The organism is Pseudomonas sp. RGM2987 (assembly GCF_022952855.1).
GTDB lineage: Bacteria > Pseudomonadota > Gammaproteobacteria > Pseudomonadales > Pseudomonadaceae > Aquipseudomonas.
In genome coordinates, this window is sequence record NZ_JALJDX010000214.1 from 94,949 (window position 1) to 110,029 (window position 15,081).

Sequence of the window (15,081 nt, forward strand, 5' to 3'; positions counted from 1 at the left end):
CATGTCAAATGATGCCCTGTTGCTTGGCGCTGCTGTCCGGCACACGGGAGGCATGCAGGAACGCAACGATGAGGGCGGCCTCAACGACAACCGCGGACAGAATCCCCGAACTCACATGGCCCATCGCAAGCTCAACGACGCCCTGGACGGCCAGAATCGAGCAGGTCACGATGAAGCCCGCGATCAGCGCTGAACGTGCCACCGACGGCCCGGCATTTCTCGCCGCGAAAAACATCACGCCAATCCCCGCATACAGCGCTGCCCCACGGCGACCCACCAGCCCGACGGCATCGGAAAACTCAACGCCCCAGCTCGCCAGCAACAAGCCGGGCGCAAACAGCCAGGTGCACGCCAGGGCGAAGAACAGCAGCGCAGTAAGAACAGCCAGATTTTTGAAGGTGATGGACATTAGGATCCCCGCAATTGCCTATAAGGGTGGATCGGGCACGCTGCCCTTTCCGCATATAACAGTGTTATTTGATAAACATAACGTCGTTATGGCAGTATTGCAACATGACTTCTGATAATTCCCCTCCCAGCGCCCCTACCCGCCTCGTCGAGGCAACCATTCGCGTGCTTGCGACTCGCGGCCCTTCCGAGGTCAAGGCTCGTTCGATATCGAGCGAGGCCGGTTTGTCGACCATGGGAGTCTATACGCACTTCGGCGGTGTGCCGGAGCTGTTGCAGGCCGTTGCCGATGAGGGCTTCAAACGGTTGACCGAGGCCTTCAAACGGGTCCCCGTCAGTGATGATCCCGTGGCGGACCTGTGCGCAATGCTGTTGACCTGTCGAGATGTCGCGCACAGCAACCCCCACCTCTATGACTTGATGTTCGGCCTTTCGATTGATGGCAGGTATAGCCCTTCAAGAGGCGCTATGACGCCGATCACCGAGGGCCAATCGACGGCATTCAAGGCCACCTATGCCATTGTCATCGAGGCGTGCACCCGATTGGTGACCGGCAAATTCGTCCGTAAAACCGACCCGGCCCTCATCGCACACCAGCTCTGGAGTGTCGCGCATGGGTTCATCATGCTCGAACTCGCCGGGCACTTCGCGCACATGGACAACCCTGTGCAGCAGATCATGGTTGCGACCACCAACAACATCGCGATCGGGCTGGGGGCCAAGCGTGAGAAAGTCGAAGCTTCGACTGCGGGCGTCATCGCCCGGTGGGAAAGCCTCTCGGCAGGATAAAAGGCGGTGCTGCGTCACCGCCCTTTTTCTTTACTGCAAGTCGGTCACCTGCGTCATCGCGTACTCGGCGAGGGCGGTGATCGTCAGGGCCGGGTTGACCCCGGGATTGGCCGGCATCGCGGCCCCATCACAGACCAGCATATTCTCGTAGCCAAACACCCGCAGGTTCCGGTCAATCACACCGCTTCGCGCATCGGCGCCTATGACTGCCCCGCCCAGGACATGGGCGGTAGTCGGAATGTTGCCCAGCGCTTCGAGCACATTGCTCTGTGCAATACCGCCCGTGTGCCGGGCCAGCCATTGAGCGGCCTGGTTGCCCATCTCGATGTAGGTCGGATTCGGCTTGTCGAGATTTTGCTCAGTGACAAGGCGATAGCCGCGTCCCAGCCAACGCTTGCGGGGGCGCAGCGCGATGGCGTTGTCCAGCGACTGCATCACCAGCAGCATCACCATGTGCCGGCTCCAACCCAGGGGCCACAGGGACTTGAGCCATTGCACAGGATGCAATACAACGTTGCCCAGCCACTTCAGCGGTCGTGTCACACGGTTGCCCTTTCCTACCAATAGCGTGCACAACAGGCTCATGAAGTCCGCGTTGCGACCATAGGTGAGGAATTCGATATGAGTGTCCTGATCGACGTGGACGCTGCTGCTGGCGGTGACATCGTTCCAGGTCCTGCGATCTTCGGGCAGGCGGACATTCAGAACCGATTCACTGTTGGTGCGCACCAGCTCACCGAGGCGCTCACTGATCCGCGGCAACGAACCTCCGTGCTTGCAGTTGGCCAACAGTTCATTGGTGCCAAGAGACCCGCCGGCAAAGACTACGCCCCGAGTGGTATAGGTGCGCCGATCAGCGGCGAACCAGGCACCGGGACGCTGGGTAGTGACCTGATACCCATCACTGCCATCGGCGGCGCCGAGCGGCATCACATCCACGACCTGGTGCTCGGCCAGTATCTGCACACCGCGTTTTTGTGCGAACCACAGGTAGTTTTTCACCAGGGAATTCACCGCCCCGACACGGCAACCCACCATGCAGGCGCCGCACCGTACGCACCCGGTACGCTCAGGCCCCTCCCCGCCGAAATACGGATCCTGGACCGTCTTGCCCGGCTCCCCAAAAAACACGCCGATGGGGGCCCGGGTGAAGGAGTCTTCAGTGCCGAAGTGTCGCGCCATTTCCCGAGCCAGTTGTTGATTGGTGGAATCGAATGGCACGGTTTTTACGCCGAGCATGCGCTCGGCGGTTTCGTAGTGCGGCTTCAGCAATTTCTCCCATTGGCCCAGCGTCCGCCATTGTGGATTGTCGAAAAATGCCTGTTTGGCTCGGTACAACACCCCTCCGTAGACGGTACTACCGCCGCCGACACCTGCCTGGCTGGGAAAAAACACATGGCGAAACAGCGCCATGCGCATGATCCCCTTGAGCCCCAGTGCCGGCGCCCAGAGGTACTTGTTCAACTGCCACGCGGATTCGGGCAGGTCTTCGTCGCGATAATGCCGGCCCCGCTCGAACACGCCCACGCGGTAACCCTTTTCTGCCAGCCGTAGCGCCGATACGCTGCCACCAAATCCCGAGCCGATCACCAGCCAGTCAAAGTCTGTGCTTTTCATCGAGTCACCTCCTGCCTCTTCAACGCCCGCCCGCGATGGCGGGTTGTTTTCAACCGCCAACGGGAGCGCACTCGGTCAACATTGCCCGCAGCTTGAGCTTGTCGACCTTGCCCATTGCGTTCTTTGGCAGGCTGGCAAGGACGATGAGGGTAGCGGGCCGCTTATAGCGGACCAGGCGATCGGCACAGTGGGCGTCCAATTCCGACGGGGTCGCGCTGCAACCTGCGCGAAAGGCGACATAGGCGACGACGACCTCGCCCAGGGTCTCGTGGGGGGCGCCGATCACCGCGGCTTCGAGCACACCCGGAAACTGGAACAATGCGTCCTCGATTTCCTTTGGATAGATGTTCTCGCCGCCACGAATGATCATCTCCTTGAGGCGCCCCACAATCGCCAGATAGCCGTCTTCGTCGATCCGCCCCATATCGCCAGTGTGCAGCCAGCCATTAATGAGGGTCTTGGCGGTCTCCTGAGGTTTGCCGAGGTAGCCGCGCATGACGTTCGGCCCTTGCACCAAAACCTCGCCGACCGCGCCCTGCGGCAGGTGCTGGCCGTTCGGATCAGCGATGGCAATACGTTGCCCGACAAAAGGCAGGCCCACCGTGCCGACCTTGCGAACCCCGTCGACGGGGTTGATGGTGGAGGCACAGGTGCCTTCCGAAAGCCCATATCCCTCCAGCAGCGCAAAACCGAAGCGAGCTTCGAATTTGGCCAGCAACTGCGCCGACGCCGGCGCCGCACCGCAAATGCCATAGCGAAGGCTGGAGGTATCGGGTCTCACCTCCTCCGGCAGCGCGTTGAGCATCGCGTAGATGGTCGGCACGGCGGAAAAATACGAGGGGCGCAGCAGCTCCACATCCTCAAAGAAACTGTCGATGTTGAACCGCTTGCGAATCGTCACCCTCCCCCCGCTCAACAAAGGGATAAGCGTGCTCACCACAATGCCATTTACGTGAAACAGCGGCAGGATCAGCAAACAATGGTCGGCAGACGTGACGTGTAGCGAGTCGCGCCCCATGTTCGACATGGCCATGATGTTGGCATGGTCGAGCATCACGCCTTTGGGCAGGCCGGTGGTGCCACTGGTGTAGATCAGCAGCGCCAGCGCAGCCGGATCATCGAACGGTTCGCCGGTATAAGGCGACCCAGTTGCCAGGTCATCGGCTGACAAGGCCTGGACACTCGGGACCACCTCTTCACCGCTGGCATTGACCAGCAGCCTGGCCCTGGAATCGACCAATTGGTGGGTTGCTTCTTTGTGGGTCAAGCCAGGATTTATCGGCGTGATCGCAGCACCCAAGCGCCACGCGGCGAACATCGCGACGACAAACTCCAACTGATTGGGCAACATGATTGCCACCACATCCCCGACGCCAACCCCTTTCTCGACCAATCTTCCCGCCGCCGAGAGCACTCGGGCATGGAACTGGCGGTTGGTCAGGCTGGCGTTGTCGTCGGCGATGCACAGCGCATCCGCTGCTGAGGCCCTGCGCAAATCGGGTAGCTTGGAAAAACTCATTATTGTTGTTCTCTCTGTGAAATTGACTGAAGCGCTCGACTCAATGGGCAGCAGAGCCAAGCAGGTGCTTGGCCAGGAACCGGGTCTGGTCCGCTACCAGTTCCTCGAACGCCTCGCCCAGGTAGAACTCGAAGTGTCCGGCGCCGTAGAGCCGGGTTTCGCCGAATGGCGCCTTGCGCACCAGGGCAATCGTCTGTTCGGCGGGCGTCACGGTGTCCGTCGTGCTGACGCAGAACAGGATGGGAAACTTCACCTTCCTTGCGGCGCGTCCGGGGCGATAGGTCAGGATCTGCGGCAAGACCCTCGCCGCGACGTGATTGACGAACACCGTTCCCTCCGGCACCAGCGCCAGATAACCCGGCAGCGCGTCGTGGGCATTCATGAGGGCAGGTTTACCGGGTGGCGCGGCAATTGGCACCATCACGGGCGGGCGTCCAAGTAATTGAGCAACAAAGTCTCGCAAGAGAACTGGGGTGACCTGCAACGCACCCTTGACCCCTAATGCCGCGGCGGCGGCCACGCCATCGGTGAAGGGGCATTGGCTGATTGCGGCCAATAGCTCGGGATGTCGGCTGGCGACGGTAATCGCGTGGCCACCGCCGAAGGAACTGCCCCATACCGCGACCCGGCGCCCATCGACATCAGCGCGACGCTTGACGAAGTCCAGCGCGGCGTCCCAATCCGCCAGCTGCCGCTTCACCGACATCAACTGCCTGGGCTGGCCTCCGCTGTCGCCAAAATAGCGGTAAGTGAAGGCCAATGTGGCGATCCCAGCGGCGGCGAACCGCTCGGAAAAAGCATCCAGGCGCATCTCGCGAATCGCACCAAGCCCATGCCCGAGCACCACGATAGGTGGTTTCTCCACGCCCACAGGCAAGTAGAGCCAGGCCGAGCAGTAGCTTTCCCCCGAATCAAAGTGCACGTCTTGCCGGCTGACCTGGTACGGAGTTCTTGCTGGCTGATTCATTTGCGGCTCCCTTCGCCCGGTAGAGGCAACGAACCCTGGTCGAACGTCTGCGCAAAAATGTCCGGGTTATAGAACGGCGTGTTGCCGTCGCGATCGGTGCGTTGGAGGTACTCGATCATCAACGATTGCGCAGTCTCGGTCGGCGCAATCTTGATGAATTCGGTACGCTCGACGTGCAGCCCTTCTTCAAGAGAGCTTGAGCCGCCCAGATACACCGCGCGCTTGATTGCCTCGATGGATCCCCGGTGACGGGAACCCAGGTAGCGTGCCATCTCGACCGCCCGCTCAAGCAGCCCCTCGGGCGCCACTATCTCGTCGATATAGCCTATTTCCAGGGCCTTCTCAGGCGATACCGGCCGGCCTTCGAGAATGAGCATGAGCGCTTTGTGGTTGCCGACCAGTCGCGGCAATCGCTGCGAGCCTCCACCACCTGGCAGGATGCCGAGAAGCACCTCGGGCTGGCCAATGAAAAAGTCCCCGGCGGCCATCAAACGGGCGTCGCAAGCCAGCGCCAATTCACTGCCCAACCCCAGGGCGGACCCGTTCAACGCGGCAATGAAAAGGACGCCGCTGCGGTTCATTCGTAGAAAGGTCTCGTGCAGTTTGTCCAACTGCATGCCGCCATCCAGCGGCGTGAAGGATGCAACCGCCGCCAGCGGCGGGACTCCCCTGACGGTCTTTGCAGTTCGAGCAATCACCGAGGCGGACGCACGTCCCACCAACGGAATACTCTTTCCGCCTTCCTGCAGCCAACGCACGTCCGCATGGCCGATGAACCGCTCAGGATGAGTGCCGGTCAGCACCACGGCTTTGACAGAGGTATCGGCCTCGACCTTATCCAGCAGCGACGCCAGTTCTTCAGCCATCTTCAGGCCCATCAGAGCATGTGGGCCACCGTACAGCCTTGCAATCAGTACCGAGCCTTGCCGCTCCACATCAATTCGCTCAGGCAGTGCATGCATCGTCGTCATTTCTTGGACCCTCTTGTAATCAGCGCACCAGGCTCTCTGCGCCTTATTTGTAATGTCCGGCGTTGAACAGCGATCCGTTGCGCCGGGCGCGGAAACCATCCATCCGGGCTATAACGCTGTTATTTGCAGAACATAACACTGTTATAGTATGGTCGCAATACGCCCATTCCCGGCACGGCCTTGATGATGCGGTGCGCTGGGTGACTGCATTTGCGGCATTCACTGCAAGCCTCACACATGAATCAGGCCAAGCCGGACCCTACTAAAAACAATACGGGACAAGATCCATGACAATGAAAGCGCAGGTCACCGTGGTACCGAGCAACCCAGGCATCGACCATTCGACTGCTGATTCGGTGGCGCAACCGAGACCGGCCATCTTCATCACCGGCGCTGCTTCAGGCATCGGGCGAGCCTGTGCCGAGTTGTTTGCCCGACGCGGTTGGTTCGTCGGCCTATACGACGTTGACTCAGAGGGGGTCGCTTCAGTCGCGGCCACGTTGGGAGCCGGCAACACGATCTGCGGAGCACTCGATGTCTGCGATCCGCAAGCATGGCAACGGGCGCTTGCGGATTTCTGGTCCCACAGCGGCCAACGCCTTGACGTGTTGCTCAACAACGCAGGCATTCTGACCGCAGGGCAATTCGACGCCGTTCCGTTGGCCCGCCATCACGCGATGCTGGCGGTGAACGTCCAAGGGATGATCAACGGTTGCCACAACGCCTTGCCCTATCTGCGGCAAACCCCAGCCTCCCGGGTCGTCAACATGGCCTCGGCCACAGCGATCTACGGTCAGCCGGAACTGGCCACCTACTCGGCGAGCAAGTTCGCCGTGCGTGGCTTTACCGAGGGCCTGGACCTGGAATGGCACGCCTTCGGTATTCGCGTGAGTGACATCTGGCCCAGTTTCGTGAGAACGCCGATGGCCGAGGGTTTCGCCGGTATCGCCAGCGCCAAGTCCCTTGGCATTCGCCTTACCCCCGCTGACGTCGCATTAACGGTGTGGGCCTGCGCCACGGACAAACGTCGCATCCGCAAGACCCACTGGACAGTCGGCATGCAGGCGTGGCTGTTGTCTATGGCAGCCCGCCTGGCACCGCTTGCGCTGACCCGCCTGGTGGTCCGGCACCTGGCTCGCTGAAAAGCACTGCCGCTCACGTCCCGCCAGCGCTGGAGTAGCCCACACAATGCGAAGCTACAACTGGATCGATGAACTGACGCCAACCGTTCGAGACGCCGTCCTGCGATGCGCCCATCCCAGGACGGTCGCCGATTCGAAAATCCTGTATCAGAGCGGTGATCGCGTCACGGAGATCTTCCAGATCGTCTCTGGCGCGATTCGCAAATGCATCATCACCGAGGACGGTCAAGAGGTGCTGCTCCACGTCTATGGACCCGGCGACATCGTCGCCGACTCTCCGGTGGCCAGCGACGAGTCATCCCCCGTCACGCTGACGACGCGTGGCGAAACCCGCTTGCGGGTCTGGTCGGCCAGTGACTTGAGACAGTTGCGTGACCAGCATCAAGAAGTGGACATGGCGCTCGCCTGCCAGATCAGCCGCCGCCTGCGCGACGCACTGCGGCTGATCGAGGAGCTACTGACCTTACCGGTCGCGGCCAGGATAGCGTCGCGCTTCGCCCAACTGAGCGACCTGGGCAAGCCTTCGGAGCGCGGCGTCGACCTGATGCTCTCCCAGGTCGACATCGGCCTGATGGTGGGTAGCACCCGACAAAGCGTCAGCCGGGTGGTCAACGAATTAAGGGAGCTGGGCCTGATAGAACCGCTGTACGGCAAGATCATTATCAAGGACCGGCCAGGCTTGAACCGTTACGTGCGCGAGCACCATCGCTCGAGTGAAAAATAGCTCGCACAATGTAACCTGGAAGACGTTTTAGACTACGGACAGCCCCTACCATCGACTTCGAAAGCGCCATAGCAATCACAATAATCCAGGCGCTTGCGGAGACTTCTCATGTACGCACCAACGCTCGTAACCCCTTCCGCTTTGCTCACGTCCCTGACGCCCTTTAAACCCCACAGGATTATTCTCCAAGGTATTTTCGCCTTGTCTGCCTGTGCGTTTTCGCTGACTGCTTTCGCCAATGGCCTGGCAATCAACGAGCAAAGCGCAAGCAGTGCCGGCGTTGCCTATGCTGGCCGGGCCTCTTCGGCACTGGATGCCAGCACGGTCTACGGCAACCCGGCCGGCCTGAGCAAGCTCAAGCGTACCGAAGTCAGTGGTGGTTTCGCGGTGGTCAGCGCCAAGGTCGATATCACAGATGTCCAGAGCGGCGCCTCGGGTAGCAACGACGGCGACTCAGTGCCTCTGATTACGGTGCCTTTCGGCTATTTTTCCACACCGCTCAATGAGGACTTCACTTTTGGCTTGGGCGTTTATGTCCCCCACGGTCTGGTCAACGATTATGAGCGCAACTTCCAGGGCCGATACCACGGCAGTTATAGCCTGGTAAAAGTGGTCACCTTCCAGCCGACGCTGGCCTATCGCATCAACGACCGCGTCACCATCGGGGGCGGTCCGACCATCAATCGCATAGAAGGCGATCTGCGCAACAACCTGGCGACCGGCGCATTCAATGCCGGCAAAGACACCCAAATCCAGATCAAGGGCGACGACACCGCGCTGGGCTACAACATCGGCCTGATGGTCGATCTGAGCGACGCCACCACTTGGGGCCTGGCCTACCACTCCAAGGTCGACTATCACCTCACAGGCCATACGCAAGTGAGCGATGCACCGGGCGCACTCGGCCTGAACGGCAAATACAAGACGTCCATGGATGCAACGCTCCCAGAGTCGCTGAACACCTCTTTCACCCACCGTTTCAATGAGCGCTGGACCGGTTATCTGGGCTCAACCTGGACGCGCTGGAGCCGCCTGCCAAAGCTTGAGGCGAAAAACCAAGGCGTGCCGGCGCTCGGGCAGCAACTGGGATTCAATACCATCGGCGAGGAGCTGAACTGGCACGACACGCTATCGTTTGCCGTAGGGACCTCTTATCAGCTGGACAAGCAGTGGGTCCTGCGTGCAGGTTTCGCCTATGACCCCTCGCCGACCACCAACGCCGATCGCGAAGTCCGTATTCCAGTGGGCAATCGCCGCTCAGTGACCCTGGGTGTCGGTTACTCACCCGATGCTGACATGACCATTGACGTCGCCTACGGTTACCTTTGGGAAACCAGCAGCTCGGTCAGCCAGGCCGACACATCTGGCCTGCAACCGGCCTACAGTGCCAAGTACAGGAACAGCGCCAACGCCCTCGCGGCGCAACTGACGTATCGGTTCTAGAGACGGCGACCGGCCATGCGCATCACTCATGTTGCGTATAGCAATAATGATTCACCAAGAGTACCGTCAGCCGGACAAGGGGCCTCTACCATTCAGGCAGCCAACCCTCGGCCCAGGAGCCAGACATGAAATACACAGCGTTCGGCAGGACGGGACTGCGGGTTTCGCAGGTGGCATTGGGCACTGGCAACTTTGGTACAGGTTGGGGTTATGGCGCCGATCCGGAGGCGAGCGAGGCGGTGTTCAATGCCTATGCGCAGGCCGGCGGTAACTTCATCGACACCGCCGACATCTATCAGTTCGGGCAGTCCGAGGAGTTGCTCGGAACGCTGTTGAAGGGACGTCGGGAAAACTTCGTGCTGGCCACCAAGTACACCAACGGCGCGCAGCCGAACGCTGACCGGCTTGTCACCGGTAACAGCCGCAAGGCCATGGTGGCCTCCGTGGAAGCCAGCCTAAAGCGCCTGCAAACCGATCGGATCGACCTGTACTGGGTCCACCATCCGGATGGCGTGACGCCCGCTGAAGAAATCGTCCGGGGTTTCGAGGATCTGGCGCGTGCCGGCAAGATCCTCTACGCCGGACTCTCCAACTTCCCCGCCTGGCGGCTCGCGCGGGCGGCGACACTGGCGGAACTCAGTCGCGTGATCCCCATCGCGGCGGCACAGTTCGAGCACAGCCTGGTACATCGCGAGCCCGAAGCCGATCTGTTCCCGGCCAGCCAGGCGCTCGGCCTGGGCATTGTCACCTGGTCACCGTTGGGTGGCGGCATGCTGACCGGCAAATACCGGGCAGGAGAAAAAGGTCGAGCCGAAGGCTTTGGCGGTCGGGTGTTCCAGCCGGAAAACTCCGCGCAGCGTACGCAGATTCTCGACACGCTGTTGTCCATTGCCCAAGAGGTCGGCGTCAATGCCGGCCAGGTCGCCATTGCCTGGGCCGGCACCCATGGCGCCATCCCGATCCTGGGCCCACGATCTCAAGCGCAGCTGACTGAAAACCTGGGGGCGCTGTCGATAGCGTTGTCGGTTGAGCAGATCCATCGGCTTGATGCCGTGAGCAACCTCGCCCCGTCGCCCCCCGCAAGAAAGCCGCTCCCCTGGGCATCGGATGATACGGTTCAAGTCGTGGCTTGAATCAGCCAGAAGCCTCCGGCCATCGGGGTAATCGACGCATGAGCGCACCGATGGCCAATGCTCGATAGCGCAACGTTGTCCTCTCCTCGCAGACATTGTCTGACGCGCGCACATGTCCTGACGGGAACATTTCGGAACTCCCGAAGAACGGGATGCCTCCAATGTATTAACAAGACTGGATCCTCCAGCCAGCGCACTCCAGATCAGCAAAACCGCTGCGCCTTGGCTAGTCTTTGCGTACTTATGGCATGATGCCCCGTAGTACTTTCCCTGATGAGAGCCGCGTCTGTGTCAGTGATTCCCCTAGTGGTATGTGACGATTCGAACATGGCCCGCAAACAAGTGTTGCGGGCGCTGCCAGCGGACTGGGCAGTCTCTATCACCGAGGCCAGCAATGGTCGCCAGGCCATGGACGCCATACGCAAGGGCCTGGGCCAGGTGGTGCTGCTCGACCTGACCATGCCGGAAATGGACGGTTACCAGGTGCTTGGCGCCTTGCGTGACGAAGGCCTGAAGGCGCAGGTCATCGTGATTTCCGGGGACGTCCAGGAAGAAGCCGTACGCCGCGTGCTGGAGCTGGGCGCGCTGGCCTTCCTGAAAAAACCTTTTGACGAAAGCGAGCTGCGCCAGACCCTCAATCGACTCGGGCTGCTGACGGACCACCGCCAGGCGCCGCAGCCTGATCGCTTGATACCCAACACCGCCATCAACTTCAACGACGCGTTCCGCGAAACCGTCAACGTGGCCATCGGCCGTGCGGCGGCCCTGATCGCCAAGGTCCTGGGCGTTTTCGTGCAACTGCCGGTGCCGAACGTCAACGTCCTGGAGGTCGGCGAGTTGCACATGGCATTGAGCGATGCCAGCAGCTCGGATCAACTCACTGCCATTTGCCAGGGCTTCATCGGCAGCGGCATCGCCGGCGAAGCGCTGCTGATGTTCCACGACTCGGAAGTGGCCGACATCGCCCAGTTGATGCAACGCCAGAGCGAAGATTATTCAGACCTTGAGATGCTACTCGACCTCTCCAGCGTACTGATCGGGGCTTGCCTGAGCAGCATCGCCGAACAGATCGACGTGGTGTTTTCCCAGGGCCACCCGCAGATCCTCGGCCAGCACGCGGCCATTGATGAGCTGATCCGGGTCAACCAGAAACACTGGAAAAAGACCCTGGCGGTGGAGATCAGCTACAGCCTGGAGGGCCACGATATTCGCTTCGACCTGCTGCTGTTGTTCACGGAGGATTCCATCGAGCGCCTGACCCACAAACTCGCCTACCTGATGAGCTGAGCCATGCACAATCCTGTTGATCTGAACGAGTTCCACTGGTTGCTGGCCATCGTCCAAAGCATTGATGTCGGCGTTGTCGTGCTCGACCGCGATTATCGTGTCCAAGTCTGGAACACCTTCATGGAGAACCGCTCCGGGGTGCAGCCCAAGGATGCCCACAACCAGCATTTTTTCAGCCTGTTTCCCGAGGTAGACCGCCAATGGTTCAGCCGCAAGGTCGAAAGCGTGGCGGCCCTGGGCACTCCGGCGTTCACGGTATGGGAACAGCGCCCGTACCTGGTGCGGTTCAAGAGCTACCAGCCGATCACCGGCCAGGAAGAGTTCATGTACCAGAACACCACGCTGCTGCCGCTGCGCTCGCCGGACAGCAAGATCAACCACATCTGCCTGGTGATCTACGACGTCACGGACGTTGCCACCAACCGCCATCAGTTGCAAAACGCCAACGCGCAATTGCAGAAACTCTCCAGCACCGATCGCTTGACCGGCCTGTACAACCGCGGCCACTGGGAAGAAGCCTTGAAGGCCGCCTATGCCCGACACCAGCGCTACGGCACCATGTCCAGCCTGGTGATGTTCGACATCGACCACTTCAAGCGAATCAACGACACCTACGGTCACCCGGCCGGAGACAAGGTGCTTGAACAGATCGCCGAGCTGATCCGCGAGCACGTACGTGACTCCGATGTCGCCGGGCGTTACGGCGGTGAGGAGTTCGGCGTCGTGCTTTCAGACACCGACAAGGCCGGTGCCCGGATGTTTGCCGAGCGCCTGCGCAAAGCCGTTGAAGAAATGGACGTGCCGTACGGCGACAAGGTGATCCGCTTGACCATCAGCCTGGGGGTGGCCGACCTGGGCAAGCCCTCCATCACCCACGCTGACCTGATTTCCTGGGCGGACCAGGCGCTGTACACCTCGAAGAAGTCCGGGCGTAATCAGGTGACCGTCTCTGAATAGGCGGCATAGCAAACGTATGAGAAGCGTCCGCGAGGCGCGCTTGCCTGCCCATCAGAAACTCAACGAAACGAGCAGTCTCACCCGTGGTCTAGAAAAATAAGCCCACCTGAAGAGAGTGTTCTCATGTTGAAATTTCTTGGCGGTACCGTTGGCATCATTTTCCTGATTGGCCTGATCGTGGTGATTGCGCTGTTCAAATTCATTTTCTGATCTGCCTGCACTTGCTTCAGATCACACTCGTCGGCGGCCTGTCCAAGGCCGCCAGTTGTTTACCCAGATTATTGCAATACGCCCCTGACGCTCAGACGTCTACGCTTCTGGCCCCTTCCCTCCTGTTCAAGCCCCTGCGCATCAGTCGCAGCCCCCGGACTGTGCATATTTGATGCCGATCATAATCAAAGCGTTGACAGTTTAGATTTCAACCGTAATCATAGCTGCGTCTTCCCGATCAAACCCAACGTCTACCCCATACAGGAAAACCAGCATGGCCACGCTTTCGAAAGTCCTCATCACCGGCGCTTCCAGCGGTATCGGCGCTGTCTACGCTGAACGTTTCGCCCGCCGCGGCCACGACCTAGTGCTCGTGGCACGCGACAAGGCCCGCCTGGACGCCCTGGCAGTGCAACTGCGCGACAAACACGCCGTGGCCGTCGAAGTGCTGCAAGCTGACCTGACTCAATCCGCTGACTTGTCGGTACTCGAAACCCGACTGCGGGACGACGCCAGCATCGGCATCCTGATCAACAACGCCGGCATGGCTCAATCTGGTGGCTTCACCCAGCAGACCGGCGAAGCCATCGAACGCCTGATCACTCTCAATACCACCGCCTTGACGCGACTGGCAGCCGCCGTTGCGCCGCGTTTCGTGCAGGCGGGTGAAGGCTCCATCGTCAACATCGGCTCGGTGGTGGGTTTGGCACCTGAGCTGGGCATGACAGTCTACGGCGCCACCAAGGCCTTCGTGTTGTTCTTGTCCCAGGGCATGAATGTCGAGTTGTCTTCCAAGGGCGTCTACGTACAGGCGGTTCTTCCAGCAGCAACGCGTACGGAAATCTGGGAGCGTGCGGGCATGGACATCAACGCGCTTCCTGAAGTCATGGACGTTGAAGAGTTGGTCGATGCCGCGCTCGTCGGCTTCGATCGCCGGGAACTGGTCACCATTCCGCCGCTCCACGTGGCCGGTCGCTGGGACGCGTTGGAAGGCGCCCGCCAAGGGTTGATGTCGGACATTCGCCAGGCCCACGCGGCCGAACGCTATCGCCCTCAAGCCTGAGCGCGAGGCAAGCCCTGGGCGCATGGCCCAACCTCGCCCAGGGCAGCCCGGGCCGGGCTTCAATGAGCAGCCGTCACTTCGATTACGTCTGACATCAATGTACACTGGCCCACACAGTTGTCCGAAACAAGAGGCATAGGGTATGAGAGTCACGAAAGCACAGGCGCAGGCCAATCGAGCACACATCGTGGAGACGGCCTCCGCCCTGTTCCGTGAGCGAGGCTTCGATGGCATCGGAGTGGCGGATCTGATGGCCGCCGCCGGGTTCACCCATGGCGGGTTCTACAAACACTTTGGCTCCAAAGCGGATCTGATGGCGGAAGCCTCCGCCGCCGGCCTTTCAAAGTCGCTGCAGGACAGCACCGGCATTGGCCTTGCCGGGTTCTTCGAGCACTACGTCTCCCGTGAACACCGCGATGGCCGCGGCACCGGCTGCACCCTGTCCGCCCTTTGCGGTGATGCTGCGCGTCAACCGCAAGAGGTCAAAAGCACATTTGGCGATGGCCTCGCACAAATGTTCGCAACCCTTGAACGTGGGGCAGCGAAACAGAGCGACGCGGATCAACCACATGTACGAGCGACAATGATCAGCGCGATGGCCCAGGCCGTCGGCGCAATCATCCTGTCCCGGGCCTGCCCGGACGATTCACCGCTGGCGGATGAAATCCTCGAAGTCTGCCGCAGCGCGATTCTCGAATCGCTGGTACCGCCTGTGGAGGACTGACCAATCGTCTTCTGCGTACGGTTTTCCCCTCGACTTCCAAGGCTTGCGTCCAGCGACCGATACGTTCGGCCTCATCGCGAGCAGGCTCGCTCCCACAATTTTTCGATGTACCTGAGGATTTGAAGCT

14 protein-coding genes are annotated in these 15,081 nt (G+C 60.6%); 9 read left to right on the forward strand and 5 right to left on the reverse strand.

Annotated features, from left to right (window positions below):
- Positions 1-4 precede the first annotated feature (4 nt).
- The gene (locus RGM2987_RS21040) at positions 5-409 is read right to left on the reverse strand and encodes a hypothetical protein (protein WP_245144751.1); all 405 of its coding nucleotides are present in this window, start codon (positions 407-409) and stop codon (positions 5-7) included.
- Between the two features lie 104 nt (positions 410-513).
- On the opposite strand from RGM2987_RS21040, the gene RGM2987_RS21045 reads away from it, so the two are divergent.
- Positions 514-1,197, forward strand: a complete 684-nt coding sequence (locus tag RGM2987_RS21045; RefSeq protein ID WP_245144752.1) for a TetR/AcrR family transcriptional regulator — start codon at positions 514-516, stop codon at positions 1,195-1,197.
- Between the two features lie 30 nt (positions 1,198-1,227).
- On the opposite strand, the gene RGM2987_RS21050 is transcribed toward RGM2987_RS21045, so the two are convergent.
- The 4 genes from RGM2987_RS21050 to RGM2987_RS21065 are packed head-to-tail and all read right to left on the reverse strand — an operon-like array spanning position 1,228 to position 6,271.
- Positions 1,228-2,814, reverse strand: coding sequence for a GMC family oxidoreductase (locus RGM2987_RS21050; RefSeq protein WP_245144753.1), 1,587 nt, complete (start codon positions 2,812-2,814; stop codon positions 1,228-1,230).
- Positions 2,815-2,863: 49 nt separating this feature from the next.
- On the reverse strand, positions 2,864-4,393 hold the full coding sequence (locus tag RGM2987_RS21055; RefSeq protein ID WP_245144754.1) for an AMP-binding protein: 1,530 nt from the start codon (positions 4,391-4,393) through the stop codon (positions 2,864-2,866).
- Positions 4,374-5,300 (reverse strand): alpha/beta fold hydrolase, encoded by a 927-nt coding sequence (locus RGM2987_RS21060; protein ID WP_245144755.1) that lies wholly within the window; start codon positions 5,298-5,300, stop codon positions 4,374-4,376. The genes RGM2987_RS21055 and RGM2987_RS21060 overlap by 20 nt, the downstream gene beginning before the upstream one ends.
- Positions 5,297-6,271: an enoyl-CoA hydratase/isomerase family protein gene (locus tag RGM2987_RS21065; RefSeq protein ID WP_245144756.1), complete on the reverse strand. Its 975-nt coding sequence runs from the start codon at positions 6,269-6,271 to the stop codon at positions 5,297-5,299. Before RGM2987_RS21065 ends, RGM2987_RS21060 begins: the two co-directional genes overlap by 4 nt.
- A gap of 287 nt (positions 6,272-6,558) precedes the next feature.
- Here RGM2987_RS21065 and RGM2987_RS21070 point away from each other — a divergent pair, with 287 nt between their 5' ends.
- The 8 genes from RGM2987_RS21070 (at position 6,559) to RGM2987_RS21105 (ending at position 14,954) form a co-directional block, all read left to right on the forward strand.
- Positions 6,559-7,413, forward strand: a complete 855-nt coding sequence (locus RGM2987_RS21070) for an SDR family oxidoreductase (protein WP_245144757.1) — start codon at positions 6,559-6,561, stop codon at positions 7,411-7,413.
- 46 nt (positions 7,414-7,459) lie between these two features.
- Positions 7,460-8,137 (forward strand): Crp/Fnr family transcriptional regulator, encoded by a 678-nt coding sequence (locus tag RGM2987_RS21075; protein ID WP_245144758.1) that lies wholly within the window; start codon positions 7,460-7,462, stop codon positions 8,135-8,137.
- 201 nt (positions 8,138-8,338) lie between these two features.
- Positions 8,339-9,580, forward strand: a complete 1,242-nt coding sequence (locus RGM2987_RS21080) for an outer membrane protein transport protein (RefSeq protein ID WP_245144759.1) — start codon at positions 8,339-8,341, stop codon at positions 9,578-9,580.
- A gap of 125 nt (positions 9,581-9,705) precedes the next feature.
- Positions 9,706-10,713: an aldo/keto reductase gene (locus RGM2987_RS21085; protein WP_245144760.1), complete on the forward strand. Its 1,008-nt coding sequence runs from the start codon at positions 9,706-9,708 to the stop codon at positions 10,711-10,713.
- A gap of 273 nt (positions 10,714-10,986) precedes the next feature.
- Positions 10,987-12,000 (forward strand): response regulator, encoded by a 1,014-nt coding sequence (locus RGM2987_RS21090; RefSeq protein WP_280640013.1) that lies wholly within the window; start codon positions 10,987-10,989, stop codon positions 11,998-12,000.
- A gap of 3 nt (positions 12,001-12,003) precedes the next feature.
- Positions 12,004-12,957, forward strand: a complete 954-nt coding sequence (locus tag RGM2987_RS21095) for a sensor domain-containing diguanylate cyclase (protein WP_245144762.1) — start codon at positions 12,004-12,006, stop codon at positions 12,955-12,957.
- A 484-nt stretch (positions 12,958-13,441) separates the two neighbouring features.
- Complete coding sequence (locus tag RGM2987_RS21100) at positions 13,442-14,230, forward strand: SDR family oxidoreductase (RefSeq protein ID WP_245144763.1); 789 nt, start codon at positions 13,442-13,444, stop codon at positions 14,228-14,230.
- 142 nt (positions 14,231-14,372) lie between these two features.
- Positions 14,373-14,954, forward strand: coding sequence for a TetR family transcriptional regulator (locus tag RGM2987_RS21105; RefSeq protein WP_245144764.1), 582 nt, complete (start codon positions 14,373-14,375; stop codon positions 14,952-14,954).
- Positions 14,955-15,081: the final 127 nt, after the last annotated feature.